At 71.3% G+C, this 17731-nt stretch carries 18 protein-coding genes and 1 tRNA gene; 5 read left to right on the plus strand and 14 right to left on the minus strand.

Annotated elements, in window-relative coordinates; all coding sequences use genetic code 11:
• Positions 1-27: 27 nt before the first annotated feature.
• Positions 28-101: transfer RNA gene (locus ABB07_RS13275), tRNA-Met, on the minus strand.
• A 41-nt stretch (positions 102-142) separates the two neighbouring features.
• Positions 143-3046, minus strand: a complete 2904-nt coding sequence (locus ABB07_RS13280) for a UPF0182 family membrane protein (protein ID WP_208903419.1) — start codon at positions 3044-3046, stop codon at positions 143-145.
• Between the two features lie 164 nt (positions 3047-3210).
• Between ABB07_RS13280 and ABB07_RS13285 the strand changes: the two genes are divergently transcribed.
• The gene (locus ABB07_RS13285) at positions 3211-3753 is read left to right on the plus strand and encodes a PPA1309 family protein (protein ID WP_208898907.1); all 543 of its coding nucleotides are present in this window, start codon (positions 3211-3213) and stop codon (positions 3751-3753) included.
• Between the two features lie 86 nt (positions 3754-3839).
• On the opposite strand, the gene ABB07_RS13290 is transcribed toward ABB07_RS13285, so the two are convergent.
• The 4 genes from ABB07_RS13290 to ABB07_RS13305 all read right to left on the minus strand — a co-directional run bounded on the left by ABB07_RS13290 (position 3840) and on the right by ABB07_RS13305 (position 7031).
• The gene (locus tag ABB07_RS13290) at positions 3840-4937 is read right to left on the minus strand and encodes a YlbL family protein (RefSeq protein ID WP_208898908.1); all 1098 of its coding nucleotides are present in this window, start codon (positions 4935-4937) and stop codon (positions 3840-3842) included.
• A gap of 50 nt (positions 4938-4987) precedes the next feature.
• Entirely contained in the window at positions 4988-5161 is a 174-nt protein-coding gene (locus tag ABB07_RS13295; RefSeq protein ID WP_208898909.1) for a hypothetical protein, read from the minus strand.
• Positions 5162-5314: 153 nt separating this feature from the next.
• Entirely contained in the window at positions 5315-5776 is a 462-nt protein-coding gene (locus ABB07_RS13300; RefSeq protein WP_208898910.1) for a molybdenum cofactor biosynthesis protein MoaE, read from the minus strand.
• A gap of 136 nt (positions 5777-5912) precedes the next feature.
• Positions 5913-7031, minus strand: coding sequence for an SDR family oxidoreductase (locus tag ABB07_RS13305; protein WP_208898911.1), 1119 nt, complete (start codon positions 7029-7031; stop codon positions 5913-5915).
• Positions 7032-7222: 191 nt separating this feature from the next.
• Here ABB07_RS13305 and ABB07_RS13310 point away from each other — a divergent pair, with 191 nt between their 5' ends.
• Both ABB07_RS13310 and ABB07_RS13315 read left to right on the plus strand, forming a co-directional pair.
• The gene (locus ABB07_RS13310) at positions 7223-8671 is read left to right on the plus strand and encodes a zinc-dependent metalloprotease (RefSeq protein ID WP_208898912.1); all 1449 of its coding nucleotides are present in this window, start codon (positions 7223-7225) and stop codon (positions 8669-8671) included.
• Positions 8668-9183, plus strand: a complete 516-nt coding sequence (locus tag ABB07_RS13315; RefSeq protein ID WP_208898913.1) for an NUDIX hydrolase — start codon at positions 8668-8670, stop codon at positions 9181-9183. Before ABB07_RS13310 ends, ABB07_RS13315 begins: the two co-directional genes overlap by 4 nt.
• A gap of 64 nt (positions 9184-9247) precedes the next feature.
• Here the strand turns inward: ABB07_RS13315 and ABB07_RS13320 are convergent, their stop codons facing one another.
• From ABB07_RS13320 to ABB07_RS13335, 4 genes are all read right to left on the minus strand, one after another.
• On the minus strand, positions 9248-10003 hold the full coding sequence (locus ABB07_RS13320; protein WP_208898914.1) for an AIM24 family protein: 756 nt from the start codon (positions 10001-10003) through the stop codon (positions 9248-9250).
• A gap of 17 nt (positions 10004-10020) precedes the next feature.
• Positions 10021-10701 (minus strand): AIM24 family protein, encoded by a 681-nt coding sequence (locus ABB07_RS13325; protein ID WP_208898915.1) that lies wholly within the window; start codon positions 10699-10701, stop codon positions 10021-10023.
• A gap of 12 nt (positions 10702-10713) precedes the next feature.
• Positions 10714-12465 carry a TerD family protein gene (locus ABB07_RS13330; protein ID WP_208898916.1) on the minus strand — a complete coding sequence of 584 codons (1752 nt, stop codon included), beginning with the start codon at positions 12463-12465 and terminating at the stop codon, positions 10714-10716.
• A 129-nt stretch (positions 12466-12594) separates the two neighbouring features.
• A complete protein-coding gene (locus ABB07_RS13335; protein WP_055710390.1) occupies positions 12595-13191 on the minus strand; it encodes a M48 metallopeptidase family protein in 597 nt (198 codons plus the stop codon).
• Positions 13192-13497: 306 nt separating this feature from the next.
• Here ABB07_RS13335 and ABB07_RS13340 point away from each other — a divergent pair, with 306 nt between their 5' ends.
• Positions 13498-14712, plus strand: coding sequence for a TOMM precursor leader peptide-binding protein (locus tag ABB07_RS13340; protein WP_208898917.1), 1215 nt, complete (start codon positions 13498-13500; stop codon positions 14710-14712).
• Complete coding sequence (locus tag ABB07_RS13345) at positions 14705-16081, plus strand: ABC1 kinase family protein (protein ID WP_208898918.1); 1377 nt, start codon at positions 14705-14707, stop codon at positions 16079-16081. Before ABB07_RS13340 ends, ABB07_RS13345 begins: the two co-directional genes overlap by 8 nt.
• A 48-nt stretch (positions 16082-16129) precedes the next feature.
• On the opposite strand, the gene ABB07_RS13350 is transcribed toward ABB07_RS13345, so the two are convergent.
• The 4 genes from ABB07_RS13350 to ABB07_RS13365 all read right to left on the minus strand — a co-directional run bounded on the left by ABB07_RS13350 (position 16130) and on the right by ABB07_RS13365 (position 17719).
• A complete protein-coding gene (locus ABB07_RS13350) occupies positions 16130-16342 on the minus strand; it encodes a hypothetical protein (RefSeq protein WP_208903840.1) in 213 nt (70 codons plus the stop codon).
• Between the two features lie 194 nt (positions 16343-16536).
• On the minus strand, positions 16537-16860 hold the full coding sequence (locus tag ABB07_RS13355) for a hypothetical protein (RefSeq protein ID WP_055706133.1): 324 nt from the start codon (positions 16858-16860) through the stop codon (positions 16537-16539).
• On the minus strand, positions 16857-17225 hold the full coding sequence (locus ABB07_RS13360) for a WhiB family transcriptional regulator (protein WP_023546912.1): 369 nt from the start codon (positions 17223-17225) through the stop codon (positions 16857-16859). Before ABB07_RS13360 ends, ABB07_RS13355 begins: the two co-directional genes overlap by 4 nt.
• Before the next feature lie 173 nt (positions 17226-17398).
• Positions 17399-17719, minus strand: a complete 321-nt coding sequence (locus ABB07_RS13365) for a hypothetical protein (RefSeq protein WP_208898919.1) — start codon at positions 17717-17719, stop codon at positions 17399-17401.
• Between the last annotated feature and the right edge of the window lie 12 nt (positions 17720-17731).

Raw genomic sequence — 17731 nt, forward strand, 5'->3', positions numbered from 1 at the left:
CCTGGGGATCCGGGCCTTCGACTGCAGTAGCGGGGACAGGATTTGAACCTGCGACCTCTGGGTTATGAGCCCAGCGAGCTACCGAGCTGCTCCACCCCGCGCCGTTGCGTGTCAACCGTACCACGACGCGGGGTGCCCGTGATCAACTCTTGCCGCCGGTGCCGTTCTTGCCGGCCTTGGCCTGCGCCTCCTCGGCCCGCTTCAGGGCGGCCTTCAGATCCTTCTGGGCCTTGTCGTACGCGGTCCAGTCCGGGCCGTCCGGCGCCTTGAGGGCCTGCTGGCCCGCGTCGAACGCCTTCTGGGCGTCGGCCAGGGCCTGTTGGACGGTCGGGTTGGTGGAGGACGGCGGGTGGGTGGTGCCGGTGTCCGGTGGTGTGGTGGTCGAACCGTCCACGCCGAACACCTTGTTGAGCGCCGCGTCGAGAGTGTCCTCGAACGCCGGCTTGCCGTTGTAGGAGACCAGTACCTTGCCCAGCAGGGGGTACTTCAGCTTGTTGCCGCCGAGGACGTAGACCGGCTCCACGTACAGCAGTCCGCCGTCGAGCGGCACGGTCAGCAGATTGCCGTACTCGACCTTGGAGTGCCCGCGGGTGAGCAGGCTGATCGTCTCCGCGATGTCCGGCCGGGAGTTGAACTGGCTCTGCACCTGTTTGGGACCGTCGGCCGTCGTACTGGTCGGCAGCTTCAGGATTCTGATCTTGCCGTAGTCACTGGTGCCCGGATCGGAGTCGACGGCCATGAACGCGCTGAGGTTGTCCCGTCCGTTCGGCGTGAACGTCGTCGTCAGCGAGAACGACTGCCGGCTCTGGTCCGGCATCCTCATACTCAGGTAGTACGGCGGCACCGCGCTGCCCGAGTCGTTGGTCGGGTCGTCGGGCACCTGCCAGACCTCGCTGCCGGTGAGGAACGTCTGCGCGTCCGTCACGTGGTAGCGGGTGAGCAGCTCGCGCTGGACCTTGAACAGGTCCTGCGGATAGCGCAGATGGGACAGCAGGTCCGGCGAGATGGCCTTCTTCGGCTGCACCGTGCCCGGGAAGGCCTTCATCCAGGTCTTCAGCACGGGGTCCTGGGTGTCCCACTGGTACAGCTTGACCTCGCCGGTGTACGCGTCGACGGTCGCCTTCACCGAGTTGCGGATGTAGTTGACCTGGTTCTGCTGGGCCACCACCGCGCGGTTGTTGTTGGTGGCGGTCAGCGAGTCGGCCGTGGTGTCGCCGAGGGTCGTACGCGAGGAGTACGGGTAGCCGTTCGACGTCGTGTAGGCGTCGACGATCCACTGGACGTGGCCGTCCACGACCGCGGGGTAGGTGTCGCCGTCGATGGTCAGCCAGGGAGCGACCGCCTCGACGCGCTCCTTGGGCGTGCGGTTGTACAGGATCCGCGAGCCCTTGCCGATCGCGCCCGAGTACAGGATCTGCGGCTCGTTGAACGCCACCGCGTACGCGGCCCGGTTGATGGGGTTGTCGAGGTTGACGCCGCTGTTGCCGGTGTACCTGGTGGTCTTCTCGGTGCCGTCGTCCCGCGAGTAGTCGACCTCCTTCTGCGGGCCGCCGACGATGGAGTACGTGGTGGTCTTCTCGCCGTAGTAGATGCCCTGCTGGTACGGACCGAGGTCACCCGTGGACGGCAGGCCGGACTCGGTGAAGACCGGCTGGCCCTGGTCGTCGGCCTCGGTGCCCTTGGCGGCGACCACGCCGTAGCCGTGCGTGTAACGGAAGTGGTCGTTGATCCAGTTGTTGCTCGGGACGCCGTCCAGGTTCAGCTCGCGCAGGCCGAGCACCGTGTCGTGTTTGTCGTCCTTGCCGTCCTTCGAGGGGTACCGGTCGACGTCCAGGTTGGTCGGGAAGGCGTAGTACTTCTTCATCTGCTGCGCCTGCTGGAACGTCGGCGAGACGATGTTCGGGTCCATGATCCGGATGCTCGCCGCGTCGTCCGCGTCACGGCGCAGACCGGTCTTGTCCGTGGCCGTGGACTTGCCGGCGTACTCGGTGACCTTGGTGTCGTCGATGCCGTACGCCTCGCGGGTCGCCTTGAGGTTCTTCTGGACGTACGGGGCTTCCTTGGCCTGTTCGTTGGGCTGGACCTGGAACTTCTGCACGATCGCCGGGTACAGGCCGCCGATCAGGATCGCCGAGAGGACCATCAGGCCGAAGCCGATGACCGGCAGCTGCCAGGTGCGCCGCCACAGCGTGGCGAAGAACAGCAGCGCGCAGATGACGGCGATGCAGAACAGGATCGTCTTCGCCGGCAGATAGGCGTTGGCGTCGACGTAGCGCAGGCCGGTCCAGTTGCCGGTCGCCTTGAAGTCGCTGGACTTGACGGCCAGGCCGTACCGGTCGAGCCAGTAGGCGACGGCCTTGAGGGCGACGAAGACGCCGAGCAGCACCGACAGATGCCCGGTCGCGGCGGCGGTGGCCTTCGCGCCGGGGCTGGTGACGCGCAGCCCGCCGTACAGGTAGTGCGTGAGCGCGGCGGCGATCAGGCACAGGATGGCGGCGGCGAAGCCGAAGCCGAGCAGGAAGCGGTACCAGGGCAGGTCGAAGGCGTAGAAGGAGATGTCGAGGTGGAACTGGGGGTCCTTCTGGTGGAAGGGCACGCCGTTGACCCACATCAGCCAGGTCCGCCACTGGCCGGCCGCCGAGGCGCCGGCGATCAGCCCGACGAGCGCGGTGACGGCGAGCAGCAGCCACGTCTTGTACGGCGCGATGCCCATCCGGTAGCGGTCGAGGCTCTGCTGCTCCATGGACATGGCGCTCAGCGGGGGCCGCAGGCGGTGCGCCAGCCAGATGTTGACCCCCACCGCGACCGCCATCAGCAGGCCGAAGACGAAGAAGAGGCCGATCTTGGTCCACAGCGTGGTGGTGAACACCGACGAGTAGTGCACCGACCGGTACCACAGCCAGTCCGTCCAGAAGCCCGCGAACATGGTGAACGCCATGCCGAGGACGGCCAGGACGCCCAGGGTCATCAGCAGGGTCCGGACGCCCCGGGACGGTCGTCCCGCTCTGATCCGTGGCCCCGTCGGGCCTCCGCCGCGGTCCGGCATCTGGAAAGCCAAGGTGCGCACCTCGAAGTTCGCTGTCGATCCGTCGGGCCCTCGTGTTCGCGGACCCGCCGTGGCCCCCCGTGATCGCGGACCCACACCTATGCAACTTACTCACGCTTTGGTCGGTTCCCGATTCGGGTGGGGAACGAGGCAGGATTGTGACCATGTCCAACACTCCCATGGCAGCGAGCCCGCTCACCCGGGCCGTACTCGAGATCGACGAGTACGTCTCCGGCCTCGGCTGGGACCAGCCCGCTCGCCTCTTCGCCCTTGTCGACACCGCACGGCTGCGGGCTCAGGAACCCGCGCTCGCGGCCCAGCTGGGCCTTGAGGACGAGTCCGCCTCCGCCGGTCTCACCCCGATCGAGCAGGACGAGATCCCGTCCGGCAAGCCGCTGGACGAGTTCCTCGGCACCATCGCCTGGCCGGACGCCGTGGTCGGCTGCGCGCTCTCGGTGGAGCGCCTGATGCTGCCGCCGTCCGCCGAGGCGCAGGTCCCGGAGAACCTGAGCGAGGCCAGGCTGGCCAAGTGGGTCGCCGACCACCCCGAGCGCCAGGAGGTGCGCATGACCGTCGCGGTGCTGCGCGACGGCGGGCGCGAGTCGGCGCTGCGGCTGCGCGAGAAGGACTCCCCGACGGAGGTCCTGACCGGCCCCGACCTGGTGCCCGGCCTGGCCGAGGCCCTGGCGGCGACGTTCGCGGACTGACCGCGCCCGGTTCGAACGCGGCGCTGGGGGCGCCCCTGCTTGGGGGGCGCCCCCAGCCGTGTGTCACGGTCGCGCGCGCGTACCGCTCAGCCCTTGGTGGTGCACTTGGGCAGCGCCGCGGTGTCGCCGCTGCGGATGTCCTTCAGCGCGTCGAGCGCGTCGCCGATGTTCTTCACCCTGACCAGGGTGAGCCCGCCCGGGGTGTCCTTGGCGGCGGCCGCGCAGTTGTCGGCGGGGGTCAGGAAGTACTGGGCGCCCCGGTCGCGGGCGCCGACGGTCTTCATCTCGACGCCGCCGATCGGCCCGACGGTGCCGTTGTCGTCGATGGTGCCGGTGCCGGCGACGAACTTGCCGCCGGTCAGGCTGCCCGGGGTCAGCTTGTCGTAGATGCCGAGGGCGAACATCAGACCGGCGCTGGGCCCGCCGACGTCGGCGAGCTTGATGTCGATCGTGAACGGGAAGGTGTGGTCGGTGCCGGCGGAGATCCCGACGATGGCCCGCTTGCCGCCGGTGTCGTGGGACGTGGCCGTGGTGATGGTGACGTCCTGCGTCCTGGTCGCGGTCCTGTGCGCCTTCTCGGCGGCGGCCTGCTCCTTGGCGGGGACGACGGTGAAGACGACGTTCTGCCCGGGCTTGTGCCTGGTGACGAACTTGGCGACGTCGGAGGGCTGCTTCACGGCCGTGCCGTCGACGGCCTTGATCACGTCACCGGCGTGCAGCCTGCCCTCGGCCGGCGAGCCCTTGACGACGGTGGAGACGATCACCCAGGACTTCACCGGGACGCCCAGTTCCTTCAGGGCGGCGACCTTGGCGCTCTCCTGGGACTGGCTGAACTCCTCGGCGTTCTGCTGCGAGGACTGCTCCTCGGTCGTCCCGTTCGGGTAGAGCGTGTCGTGCGGGACGATCTTGGTGTCGGGGTCCAGCCAGCCGTAGACCGCCTGCACCAGGTTCATGCGGAAGTCCGCGCTGGTCACCCGGACCGTCGTCATGTTCAGGTTGCCGTCGGTCGGGTACGTCGGGTGCCCGGAGATCTGCAGCACCGGCTCGCCGTCGTGGTCCCCGAGCGTGTTCACGGTCGGGCCGGGGGACATCTCCGCGTACGGCACGGGGATGAGCACTCCCGCGCACAGGAGCGCGATCAGCATCAGGGTGGAGGCGAGCATCGTCGCGGTGCGGCGTGGCATGCCACGACAGTACGGGACGCCTCTGTCAGCGCACCGTCAGGGCACCCCTGTCACGCGCCGCCGGCACCCGTCTGAGACCTCTCCATGGCCTCGCGGAACCGGGCATAGCCGTCCAGCTCCGGGCCGTCGCCGCGCATCTTACGAGTCCGATTGGCCCAACTGCCCCACAGTCCGCCGCCGATCGCGGCCACCAGCGGAATCAGCAGCCAGACAAGCGCCCCCATGCCGACCTCCCAACGCCATGAGCGTACGCAACTGACTGATCAGCAGATTAACCATCCGCACTGACAACGCTCACGCGAGGGTGCCGGTTACGCAACACGGGGTGGCCCGTGTGCTCCGAGTGACGTACCTGACGGCCTCGGCCGGCCCGGCACTCAGCAGGCGCCGACCCATTCGTCCGTGCCATCGGAGAACCTCTGGTGCTTCCAGATGGGCACCTCGTGCTTGAGGTCGTCGATCAGCTTCCGGCAGGCGTCGAAGGCCTCGGCCCGGTGCGGACAGGCGACGCCGACGACCACGGCCAGGTCCCCGACCCGCAGGTCCCCGACCCGGTGCACGGCGGCCAGTGCCCGCACCGGATACTCGGCCACCACCTTCTCGGCGATCCGCCGCATCTCGGCCTCGGCGCTGGGGTGGCAGGAGTACCCGAGCGCGTCCACGTCCGCGCCCCCGTCGTGGTTGCGCACCGTCCCGACGAACAGGGCGATGCCCCCGGCCGCGTCGTCGCCGACGGCCCGGAACACCTCGTCCACGGAGAGCGCGGTCTCCCGGACACCGATCAACTTGATGGGATCCTGTGCCGCCTGCTCACCGGGGTGCTCGTTCGCATGTGCCATGTCCCCATCGTGCCGCACGCCTGTGACACCGGGGAATACGAGATTCACCAGGCACGCGCGCGGGGACGTTTGGAGTGTCCTACGACGCGGCGGGGCTCAGCGGCACCCCGGCCACCCGGCTGATGATCCACCCGGCTCACGCGCGGCGCCGGGCCTTGCGGGCCCGCCGGACCACGGCGGCGGCGCCGAGCAGGGCCACCGTCGCCCCCGCCGCACCCGCGGCCGTCGCGTCCTTGCGCCCGAGCCGCCGCCCGGCCACCGTGTGCCGCCCGGACACCTCCTCCAGCAGCTCCGCGAGGACCTCTTCGTTGGTCCACCGCGGCCGCCACCCGGCGTCGTGCAGCCGGCTGCCGCTGACCACCCACGGGTACATCGTGTACGCCAGGTCCCCCGCCGGGGACGGCGTGAGCCCGATCCGGTGCAGCCGGGCCGCCGCGCCCAGCGCCACCGCCGACGGCAGCTCCATCCGCCGGATCCCGCTCAGCTCCTCGACCTCCTCCTGCTCCAGCCACCCGTCGCAGCCGACGGCCAGTTCCCCGTCGACCTTCTCCAGGACGGCGTACTCCAGGGCGCCGCACAGGTCCTCGACGTGGCAGAACTGCCAGGCCGGCCGCGAACCGGCGACGACGAGCAGCCGCGGCGACTCGAAGTACCGGGTCAGCGCGGTGTCCGTGCCCCCGACCAGCACCGCGGGCCGTACGACGGTGACGTTCAGCCCCGGGTGCGCGCGTGGCGCCCGCCGGGCCAGCCGCTCGATCTCCAGCAGGTCACCCACGCCGGTGGCCTCGGCGGTCGCGCGCAGCTCGGCGTCCTCCGAGAGGGGCAGCTCGTTGTCCGGCAGCGCGCCGTAGACCATCGCCGAGGTGCACAGCACGACGCGGTGCACACCGGCCGCCGCGGCGGCGGTCAGGACGGTCTGCGTCCCCCGGACGTTGTAAGCGCTGCGGGCGGCCGGATCGGTCTCCAGGTCGAGGTCGAGCGCGAGGTGGACGACCACGTCGGCGCCCCGCAGCTTGTCCGCGATGGCGGGGTCGCGCACGTCCAGGATGTGCCACTGTGCCCCGGCGCAGTCGCCGCGCCGCTCGTCGATGGCGACGACCTGCCGGATCTCCTCCGAGGCGGCGAGCCGCTCGGTGAGCAGGGCACCGACCCCGCTCGCGGCGCCGGTGACCGCGACGACGGGTCCGCGCACGGCGGGAGTGGACGGGGTTGACGGGTTTCGCGCTGCGCGAACCTGCGGATCTGGGGAACTCACCGGGCGTCTCCAGCGGTTGTCTTCAGTACGAGCGCGAGTGACGCGTTCGTACCAGGTGTATCCATCCTGCCGCAGGCCTTCCGCGGGCGAAGCACCGAGCCCCGATCGGGTCCGGGTGTCTACGCTGGGTGGTGTTGTCGGGCAGCCGCGCCGCCGGAGAGAACCGGTGGCCTTACCAGCCGAGGAATCCCGTGAGTGACACCCCATTCGGTTTCGGCCTTCCGCCGGAGGAGCCGGAGGACGGCGACGAGGGCAAGAAGAAGGACCAGCAGAGCGGTGGTGGGCAGGGACCGGCCAACCCGTTCGGCTTCGGCGGCCTGCCCGGAGCCGGCGGCTTTGGCGGCCCCGGCGCCGACAATCCGCTCGCAGCGATGTTCGGGTCGCTGAACCCCACCGACCTGGGCGCCGCGTTCCAGCAGCTGGGTCAGATGCTCTCCTACGAGGGCGGCCCGGTGAACTGGGACATGGCCAAGCAGATCGCCCGCCAGACGGTCGCCCAGGGCACCCCGGACGGCACGAAGGACGCGAGCGTCGGCCCGGCCGAGCGCAGGGCGGTCGAGGAGGCCGTCCGCCTGGCCGACCTGTGGCTGGACGACGCCACGTCCCTGCCGTCGGGCTCCGCCTCGGCGGTCGCCTGGTCCCGCGCGGAGTGGGTCGAGGCGACCCTGCCCGCCTGGCAGGAGCTGGTCGACCCGGTCGCCGAGCGGGTCGGCGCGGCCATGGGCGACGTCCTGCCGGAGGAGATGCAGGCCATGGCGGGCCCGCTGATCGGCATGATGCGCTCGATGGGCGGCGCCATGTTCGGCACCCAGATCGGGCAGGCCGTCGGTGTGCTCGCGGGCGAGGTCGTCGGCTCCACCGACATCGGCCTGCCGCTCGGCCCGGCCGGCAAGGCCGCGCTGCTCCCGGCCAACGTGGAGGCCTTCGGCAAGGACCTCGGCGTGCCGCAGGAGGAGGTGCGGCTGTACCTGGCCCTGCGCGAGGCCGCCCACCAGCGCCTCTTCGCGCACGTGCCGTGGCTGCGCTCGCACCTGTTCGGCGCGGTCGACGGCTACGCGCGCGGGATCAAGGTCGACACCGCCAAGCTGGAGGACGTGGTCGGCCAGTTCGACCCGCAGAACCCCGAGCAGCTGCAGGACGCCCTTCAGCAGGGCATGTTCCAGCCGGAGGACACCCCGGAGCAGAAGGCCGCCCTGGCCCGTCTGGAGACCGCTCTGGCGCTCGTGGAGGGCTGGGTGGACGCGGTGGTCCACGCGGCCGCGAAGCCGCGTCTGGCCTCCGCCGACGCCCTGCGCGAGACCCTGCGCCGCCGCCGTGCCACGGGCGGCCCCGCCGAGCAGACGTTCGCCACGCTGATCGGCCTGGAGCTGCGCCCGCGTCGGCTGCGCGACGCCTCCCGCCTGTGGGCCTCGCTCACGGACGCGCGCGGGGTCGACGGCCGGGACGGCCTGTGGGCCCACCCGGACATGCTGCCGACCGCGACCGACCTGGACGACCCGGACGGCTTCGTACACCGCGAGCAGCTGGACTTCTCCGAGCTGGACAAGATGCTCGGTGAGGCGGCGGGCGGTTCCGCTGGGAAACCGAACCTGAAGAAGGACGACAAGAAGGACGACGACGAGGGCGACGACACCGAGTGAGCCTGTACGACGACGCGGTCCTCGTCCTGAAGGGGTACGAGGGCCAGGAGCAGCTGCGCCAGGCCTACCTGGACCATCTGGCGGCCCATCCGGACGGCATGTGGAAGGCCTGCGGGGACGGGCACATCACGGCGAGCGCCCTGGTGATCGACCCGGCGCGCGAGCGGGTGCTGCTGACCCTCCACAAGAAGATGCGGATGTGGCTGCAGATGGGCGGCCACTGCGAGCCGGCCGACGCCACCCTCGCGGACGCCGCCCTGCGTGAGGCGACGGAGGAGTCGGGCATCGCCGGTCTGATCCTGCTGCCGAGCGGTCCGGTGCGTCTGGACCGGCACCACACGCCCTGCGCCTGGCACCTGGACGTGCAGTACGCCGCCGTCGCCCCCGACGGGGCCGTGGAGGCGATCAGCGACGAGTCGCTGGACCTGCGCTGGTTCGCCTACGGCGAGGTGGCGGACGCGGCCGACGAGTCGGTCGTACGCCTGCTGGAGGCGGCCCGGGCGCGCCTCTGACCCGGGGGCATGTGTAAGGGGCGCCCGCCATGGCCGACGCCCCTTACGTTGGCTTACTGGACGCTCAGCTCCAGACGTTCCCCTGGTTCTGGCCGCGCGCCCCGTGCTGCCCCATGCCGAACTGGGCGGCGAGACCCTGCCCGATCACCGCGCTCTGCGGCGGCAGCAGCTCGCTGGGCTGGACCAGTGCGAAGCCGGAGCCCATGAAGCTCAGCTCCCAGCCCTCACCGGTGTTGCCACGCCGGCGCCACACCCCGGAGGAATGCGTCTGGGCCTGCATCTGCACCCGCAGCCCGGTGGACCAGGCGACGATCGCGTCCGCGTCGCAGTTGACGTACTTGTCCGGCGTGACCTGCATCAGCAGCGGCGCGCCCGAGGTCATCAGGGCGACCTTGCCGCGCCCGGTGATGTTCAGCTGGTACTTCCCCGAGCCGGAGATGCCGTAGAGGCTGTCGACGGCGACGACCTCGTAGTGCAGCGAGGAGTCCATGGCGAGGACGTAGGAGCTGTCGACGGACAGCCCGTCCTGCTCGATGTCCATGATGTGCACGTGCTGGGCGAGGTTGGCGAGATACACCGTGCCCTGCCCGTGGCAGCGCATCAGGTCCAGGCCCTCACCGGTGTACGCACGCGCGCGTGCCTGGTGGTTGTTCTGGTACTCGGCGTCGAACTCCATCAGCCCCTGGTAGGCGACCATGGTGCCCTTGCGGGCGAGGATGTCGTCGTGACCCTCCAGGGTGACGCGGAGCAGCTGCGCGTTCTGCAGGCTCCAGCGCTCCTGCGTCTGGATGTCGTTGTGCGCGAAAAGCGGGCTCTGCATGGCTTCCTGACTCCCCCTCAGCCCCGGATCCGGATGCGGTCGGTGCTGTCCTCGCTGGGCTGGACGACGACGATGCCCTGGCCGGAGAAGGCCATCTGGTAGGCCTCACCGCTGCCCCGGCCGATCAGCGACTGCGCCTTGAAGCTGCGCTTGCCCTTCACCTTGAGGTTCGGCGACCAGGCGACGAGCGCGTCCGGGTCGACGTACGTCTCGTCCTCGCCGCCGCCGCAGTCGACGACGATCGGCTCGCCCCGGGAGGTCAGCGCGACCCAGCCCTGCCCGGAGATCCTCGTGTTCCACAGGCCCTGTCCGGCGAACTTCGCGAGCCCCTTGACCCGCTCCACGCCCCAGCTGAGGTGGGCGTCGAAGGCCAGCAGGTTGGTGGCGTTGACGGAGATGCCGTCTCCGTTGAGGTTGATCACGACGACGTTCGCGCCGTAGTCGGCGAGATAGAGCAGCCCGTCCCCGGTGCACTTCATCAGGGGCGCGCCCTCGCCGGTGATCCAGTCGCGGGCGATCTGGCGGACGGCCGGCGGGTTGGGCTCGTACTGGACGAAGCCCTCGTAGGCGACCATCGAGCCCACGCGCGCGAGGAGGTCGTTGCCGGTCTGCATGGCGACCTTCAGCATGTGGTGGCCGTGGTTCTCCATGCGGGCGGTGACGGGTGCGGGGGCGTAGCCCGCGAGCGGCTGGTTCATGACGGGCTCCCTCTAGACCTCGTACGGCTGGACGACGATGAAGTTGCCGGGCGCGCCCCGGAACTGGAGGTTGACGCTCTCGCCGGTGTCGCCCGGGTAGGCGTTGCGGCGCATGCGGACCTGGCTGGAGACGATCACCTGGGAGGCGGCCGACCAGGCGACGACGGCGTTGCAGTCGGCGAAGGTGGTCGGCGTGACCGGCAGGACCACGGGCGTGCCGTGCGTCTTGACGACGATCGTGCCGGTGCCCTGGAACTGCATGGTGAACAGCGCGCCGCCGGGGATGCCGTGGCCCTCGATGCGGCGGACCTCGTGGTGCAGGCTCTCGTCGAAGGCGAGGACGTTCTCGGCGGAGACGCAGATCGCGTCGCCCTGGAGCTCGACGGGGTGCAGATGGGTGGAGTTCTCGGCGAGGAACACCTGGCCGTTGCCGGTGCAGCGCATCAGCTGCATCTCCTGACCGGTGGCGCTGCCGACGATCCGCCCGGCGAACCCGGCGCCCTTGTAGCTGAAGTCGACCTTGCCCTGGTAGAGCACCATGCTGCCCTGCCTGGCCAGCACGGGCTGCCCGCCGATGCCGAGGTCGACGCGCATGAGCTTCTTGTTCTGCTGGGTCCAGCGCTGCCCGGTCGGCGTCTCCTTGTACATCTGCAGCGCGGCCGTCACCCCCGCGCCGCCCTGCGGGGCCCCCTGGGGCGCCGGGTAGCCGGCGGGCTGCTGACCCGGTACCTGCCCGTAGCCCGGCGGCATGGGCGCGGTGGGCCGGCCGCCGTAGGAGGGCGGCTGCTGGCCGTAGCCGGGGGGCATCTGCGCGGTCGGCTGACCGCCGTACGACTGCTGCTGGGGCGGGTAGCCGTACGACGGCTGCTGCTGCGGGTGGCCGTAGGGCGCGGGCGCGGGGGCCGGCGGCGGGACCGTGCCGCCGGCGGGCGGGGTCATGGGGGCGATGACCGTCGGCGCGCCATGCACGTTCGGCGCGGGCGCCGGGCCCGGTGCCGGAGGCGGGGGCGGGGTCTGGCCGGGCGGGGTCTGGCCGGGTTGCGGTGTGAATCCCTGCGGGGGCGTGGCTCCGGGCGGCGGGGCGAAGCCCTGGGCGGCGGGCTGCGGCGCGGGGGCGGGCGCGGGGGCCGGCGCGGAGGGAGCGGCGAACGACGGTGGGGTCGTCGCCTGGGCGGGCGGGGCGAAGCCGGGGGCGGCGCCGGTCTGCGGCTGCTGCGGGGCGGCGGCCGCCTCCTCCTCCAGCACCTCACCGCCGAAGTTCTTCAGCAGGGCCTCCAGACCGCCGTCGAAGCCCTGGCCGACGGCCGCGAACCGCCACACGTCCTTCAGGTAGATGTCACCGAGCATCACGGCCCGCTCGGTGGAGAACTCCGCGCCGCTGAAGGAGTACCGCGCGACCTCCTCACCGCCCGCCACGATGCGCAGGTAGCCGGGGGCGATCTGCGACATCTGCCCGGTGCCGTCGACGGTCGCGGTGAAGGACAGCTTGTGGATGTGCGACGGGATGCGGTCCAGGGTGACCCGGAACGACTCGGTGTCGCCCGCCTGGGCACCCAGCAGCTGGATGGACTCCTCCGGGGACTTCGGCTGGTTGAAGAAGACGAAGTACCGGTCGTCCGAGAGGCGCTCGTCGGCGTCCAGACCGAAGCAGCTGATGTCGAAGGTCAGTCCGGGGGCGGAGATCTGTACGCCTACGTACAGATCCGTGCCCGCCGTGAGGTCACTGATCCTGGCCTTGTGGCCGCGTTGGAATTCCCTGGCCATGCGTAACGACCGTCCCCCATCCCGAATGTGAGTGCGTCGCGCCAGGCTAACGGCAAAGTCCGACATCGCACGCAGCCGGTACAGACCCGGTACACAACCGCGCCCGGAGGAGGACGGACCGCGCCCGGCTCACTCCCCGCGCACCCCGGGCAGGTGCGGCAGCCGTTCCGCGGCGACCACCCCTTCGAGGTAGCCGCGGGCCCGCTCGGTGCGCGGGTACGCCTCCAGCAGCCGCCAGAAGTCCGGCCCGTGACCGGGGACCAGGAGATGGGCCAGCTCATGGCACAGGACGTAGTCGACGACGTACTCGGGCATCCCCTGCAGCCGGTGCGAGAGCCGGATGCTGCCCTCGGCCGGGGTGCACGAACCCCAGCGCGTGTTCTGGTTGGTGACCCACCGTACGGAGGCGGGGCGCGCCCGGCCGTCGAAGTACTGGGCCGACAGCCGCTCCGCACGCTCGGCGAGCTCGGCGTCGCCGAGCACCCGCCGGCTCTCCTGGGCGGCGAGTTTGTCGAGCATGACGGTGATCCAGCGCTGTTCCTCCGCCTTCGACATCCGGGCGGGGATCAGCACGACGGTGCGATCGCCCTCGCGGTACGCGGAGACCGTCCGGCGGCGCCGGGAGCTCCTGCGGACCTCGATCGCGCTCGCCCCCGAGCCGCCGGGCGGCTGGCTCGTCGTGCTGCGCTGTGGCTTTCCGGCGCGGTGCAGTGGGTCGGCGGGCACGCCCCGACGTTACCCGCTGGGTGCGGCCGAAGTCCCGGCTCGGGGAGGGTTCGATGCCGATCCCCCACCATGCGTTTGATTCCTGTGACTCCTACGACTGATCCGCACATCCGGATGTACGATGCTCCGCACGCCCGGTTCGACACCCTTTATCCAGTCCTCTTGTGTGACGAATACCCCCAACCTGTGGATAACCCTCGGCGCCGGGCGGCCGGTCGCGGCATGCTGGCAGGCGTCGGGGGAACGTGACCGGTTCCACCGGCGACGAGACGTTCGGGATGCTTTCCAGGGATACGGGGGCCAGTCATGCATCCGGTGATGAAACCCGCGCTGCGGCGCGGCTGGCGTGATCGCGAGACCGTGCAGTTCGGGATGACCGCGGCGCACGCGCTGACACTGGGACCCATGGACCCGGCGACGCACGCCTTCCTGGATCTGCTCAACGGCACCCGCGGGCTGCCGCTGCTCCGCCAGGAGGGCCGCCGCATGCGGCTCCCGGCCGGCCAGGTCGACACCCTGCTGGCACGCCTGACCCGCGCGGGCCTGGTCGACGACGCGCGCGGCGGCGGACCGGCCGCCGACGCCCTGCGCGCGAAGACCGACGTCCTGCGGCGGCTGCGCCCCGACCTCGCCGCGCTGTCCCTGACCACGGCCGAGCCCGGCGGCGCGCTCGCCCGGCTCGCCGCCCGCCGCGCACTGCGCGTGCAGGTGCGCGGCGCGGGACGGGTCGGCGCGGTGCTCGCCTCGGCGCTCTCGGGCGCCGGAGTCGGCGAGATCGACGTGCGCGACGTGGGACGCGTGGAGCCGTGGGACGTCGCGCCGGGCGGGCTGCCCGCCGAGTCGCTCGGCGAGCGCCGCGAGACGGCGGCGCGGGCCGCCGTGCGCCGTGCGGCACCCGACCGCCCACCCCGTCGCGCCCACTCCCCCGGCTCCGTCGCCCAGGACCCCGGGCTCTCCCTGGTGGTCCTCACACCCCGGGACGAAGTCGCCGTGCACGCGCCGGACCCTGCCGACGCCGAGCCGCTCATGACCTCCGGGACGCCCCACCTGTACGCCGGCGTGGTCGAGGGCACCGGAGTCGTCGGACCGCTCGTCGTACCCGGCGAGTCGGGCTGCGCCCGCTGTCTGCACCTCGACCGCGGGGACCGGGACCCGGCCTGGCCGCGGCTGACCGCCCAGTGGCGGTGCGCCAGGGCCCGCCGGGTGGGCGCCTGCGATCTGACGCTGGCCACGGCGGTCGCCGGACTGGCCGCGGCACACGCGCTGGCCTTCCTCGACGGGGAGTCGCCGTCCAGCACCGGCACCCGCTGGGAGGCCTCCACGCCCGGCCTCGACTGGCACGCCCGACCGGTCAGGCCGCATCCGGCATGCGGGTGCGGCGCTGCGCAGAGACCCAAAGAGGAGCACCCCTCAAACGACGGCGCGGCGCGCGCGACAATGGCGGTGCAACGGCCGTCGACGGAGCGACGACGCACAGCGGGCGCGGCGCGGCCGACTGGGACCTGGAGGGCGCATGTCTGATCTTCCCCGGAAGGCGGTCACCCGTACCGCCAAGCTCGCCGCGCTCCCGCTCGGCTTCGCCGGCCGGGCCACCTGGGGGCTGGGCAAGCGGATCGTGGGCGAGTCCGCGGAGATCGTCGGCCGTGAACTGCAACAGCGCACGGCGGAGCAGCTCTTCAAGGTGCTCGGCGAGCTGAAGGGCGGGGCCATGAAGTTCGGGCAGGCCCTGTCCGTCTTCGAGTCCGCACTGCCCGAGGAGATCGCCGGGCCCTACCGCGCCGCGCTGACCAAGCTCCAGGAGGCGGCGCCGCCGATGCCGACCCGCACGGTGCACGCGGTGCTCGAGCAGCGGCTCGGTCCGGACTGGCGCGATCTGTTCGAGGAGTTCGAGGACAAGCCGGCCGCCGCGGCCTCGATCGGGCAGGTGCACCGGGCGGTGTGGCACGACGGCCGCGAGGTGGCGGTCAAGGTACAGTACCCGGGCGCCGGCGAGGCCCTGCTCTCCGATCTGAGCCAACTGAGCCGTTTCGCCCGCCTGTTGGGGCCGCTGATTCCCGGCATGGACATCAAGCCGCTCATCGCGGAGCTGAGGGACCGCGTCTCCGAGGAGCTGGACTACGCACTGGAGGCGCAGGCCCAGACCGTTCACGCGGAGGAGTTCGCGGACGACCCGGACGTGGTGGTCCCGGCGGTGGTGCACCAGTGCGACCAGGTCCTGGTGACCGAGTGGATCGACGGCATCCCGCTGTCGGAGGTGATCTCAGACGGCACCCCGGAGCAGCGCGACCGTGCCGGCCAGCTCCTGGCCCGGTTCCTCTTTTCGGGCCCGGCCCGCACCGGCCTGCTGCACGCCGACCCGCATCCCGGCAACTTCCGGCTGCTGCCCGGCGGCCCGGCCGGGGAGGACGACTGGCGTCTGGGCGTCCTGGACTTCGGCACGGTCGACCGGCTGCCCGGCGGTCTGCCGACCCCGATCGGCATCTCGCTCCGCATGACGCTGGACGGCGAGGCGGAGACGGTCTACGAACTCCTCTGCGAGGAGGGATTCGTGAAGGAGTCCATAGAGCTGGACCCCGACGCGGTCCTCGACTACCTGCTGCCGATCATCGAACCGGCCCGCGTCGAGGCGTTCACCTTCAACCGCACCTGGATGCGCAACCAGGCCGCCCGCATCGCCGACCCCCGTTCCCCGGCCTACCAGCTGGGCAAGCGGCTCAACCTGCCGCCCGCCTACCTGCTGATCCACCGGGTGACGCTGAGCACCATCGGCGTGCTGTGCCAACTCGGCGCCACGGTACGGCTCCGCGAGGAACTGCAGGAGTGGCTGCCGGGCTTCGCCCTCGAAGAAGAACCTGAGACGGAGGAGGAGGGGACGGCAGCGGAGGCGTGACCGGAACTGGGGGGGGGAGGGAGGGGGGAGGGGCCCCCTGGCAGCGGCTCACCACCAGGACGAGTCCAGCCGCCCCTCGATCGCCCTCAGGTTCTCCCTGGAGCAGGTGTCGCAGAAGTACTGACGGACGCCGTTCTCCACGGAACAGGTCCAGGTGGCCGGCGGAGGACCGTCGGCGGGGGCGCCGCAACGGGCGCACACGAGCACACGGCGCTCCGGGGTGGAGCCGCCCTGATCACTTCCTCCGGGAGGACTCGTCACCTCGCGACGATAACTCCGCAGGCGGCGGATCGCCGTACAACGCACCGCGGCGGGCACAACGCGCCGCGGGGGCCGGTCCGTTCGGCCGGACCGGCCCGCGCCGCGGGGGCCGGTCCGTTCGGCCGGACCGGCCCCCGCGCAGAAGGCTTCGCCTCCCCAGGGCCGGGAGGCCACCTCTTCTGTGGGTGTGATCGTTACTGCATGACCGCCATGGCGAGCGCGCGCCGGGCGCGCAGCGAGGCGCGCTCGGCCCGGCGCTGCATCCGCTGGGCGACCGCCAGGCGGACGGCCCGGCGTTCCCGCACGGCGTCGTCGAGTCGTTCGTGCATATGCGCACGAGCCAGGGCTTCTTGCATGAGTTGCATCTCTCGGGTCCTGTTCTGGCGCGCTTCGGTCGCGCCGGTGGTGGTGACGTCTGGAGTCGCGGAGCCGGCGGGCTCGCTGGTGGACGGCTTCATCGGGGCCTGCTTCTGGGGGTCGTGCGTGAGGGGGCGATCGATCGTTCCTGCGGTGTTCATGCCGTGACCGGGTTCTTCCGCGGGCGGCCACGCGGCCGCTTCCGGGCGACGACGACACCCTGGACGAAGAGCTCGCCACCCCAGACGCCCCAGGGCTCACGCCGCTCCTTGGCGCCGGCGAGGCAGGCCTCGATCAGCGGGCAGGTGCGGCAGAGGGACTTGGCGTACTCGACGTCCGCCGGCGACTCGGCGAAGAAGACCTCCGGGTCGTAGGAGCGGCAGGGGACGGGTACGCCGAGGTTCTCGATGGCGTCGTCGAGCGCGGTGAGCGCGGTGAGGGGGGTCAAGGTGGAGTCCTCCGTGAGGCCGGGCGGGGGGATCGTTTGCGAAGGCGGTACGGACGGGGCGTGCGCTTCGAGTTGCACGGTTGGTCTTCCTCGTCTGGTCGGTCCGGCCGGTTGACCGGGTGTCGGCTGGGTACCGGGTTCTTTTCTTGTCCCGAGGCCCCTTCGCTCCGTCGTCCCCGTTTTGGGGAAAACAGAAGGGCCGCGGATCCCGGATGGGGTTCCGCGGCCCTGAAGGCGCCGGCCTGATCGGATCAGGCTGGATCACTCCAGGGTTCTGGCCCACGGAAGGCCCACATCAGGTGGTGCTGCGTCGTCTGCTTCCGGAATCCGGCACCGGCCGCCGCAAAGGCATAGGCCTGCGCCTGTGCCGCTACTGCTTCCAGTGCCTTGGTCGGTCGCTCATTGCGCTCACGGACGGGAAGGCCCGCGAGAGCGACGGAGGACGCCGGACGGTCGGCACGAATGCCGGACAGACCGGTGCCCCGGTGGGAGGCGCCGAGCATGCACAGGGAGACGGCCGAGCGATCGGTCAGTTTGGCCGTGCTGATGGTGCTGCTGTTGATGCTGATCACTGGACTCGCCTC

It is taken from the genome of Streptomyces incarnatus, from assembly GCF_001027185.1.
In the GTDB taxonomy this organism is placed as follows: Bacteria; Actinomycetota; Actinomycetes; order Streptomycetales; family Streptomycetaceae; genus Streptomyces; species Streptomyces puniciscabiei.

Excerpts from the sequence above, each read along its gene's own strand:
- ABB07_RS13280 (WP_208903419.1), bottom strand. The coding sequence starts at position 3,046 with ATGCCGGACCGCGGCGGAGGCCCGACGGGGCCACGGATCAGAGCGGGA.
- ABB07_RS13285 (WP_208898907.1), top strand. The coding sequence starts at position 3,211 with ATGTCCAACACTCCCATGGCAGCGAGCCCGCTCACCCGGGCCGTACTC.
- ABB07_RS13290 (WP_208898908.1), bottom strand. The coding sequence starts at position 4,937 with ATGCCACGCCGCACCGCGACGATGCTCGCCTCCACCCTGATGCTGATC.
- ABB07_RS13295 (WP_208898909.1), bottom strand. The coding sequence starts at position 5,161 with ATGGGGGCGCTTGTCTGGCTGCTGATTCCGCTGGTGGCCGCGATCGGC.
- ABB07_RS13300 (WP_208898910.1), bottom strand. The coding sequence starts at position 5,776 with ATGGCACATGCGAACGAGCACCCCGGTGAGCAGGCGGCACAGGATCCC.
- ABB07_RS13320 (WP_208898914.1), bottom strand. The coding sequence starts at position 10,003 with ATGCAGAGCCCGCTTTTCGCGCACAACGACATCCAGACGCAGGAGCGC.
- ABB07_RS13325 (WP_208898915.1), bottom strand. The coding sequence starts at position 10,701 with ATGAACCAGCCGCTCGCGGGCTACGCCCCCGCACCCGTCACCGCCCGC.
- ABB07_RS13330 (WP_208898916.1), bottom strand. The coding sequence starts at position 12,465 with ATGGCCAGGGAATTCCAACGCGGCCACAAGGCCAGGATCAGTGACCTC.
- ABB07_RS13340 (WP_208898917.1), top strand. The coding sequence starts at position 13,498 with ATGCATCCGGTGATGAAACCCGCGCTGCGGCGCGGCTGGCGTGATCGC.
- ABB07_RS13345 (WP_208898918.1), top strand. The coding sequence starts at position 14,705 with ATGTCTGATCTTCCCCGGAAGGCGGTCACCCGTACCGCCAAGCTCGCC.
- ABB07_RS13355 (WP_055706133.1), bottom strand. The coding sequence starts at position 16,860 with ATGAACACCGCAGGAACGATCGATCGCCCCCTCACGCACGACCCCCAG.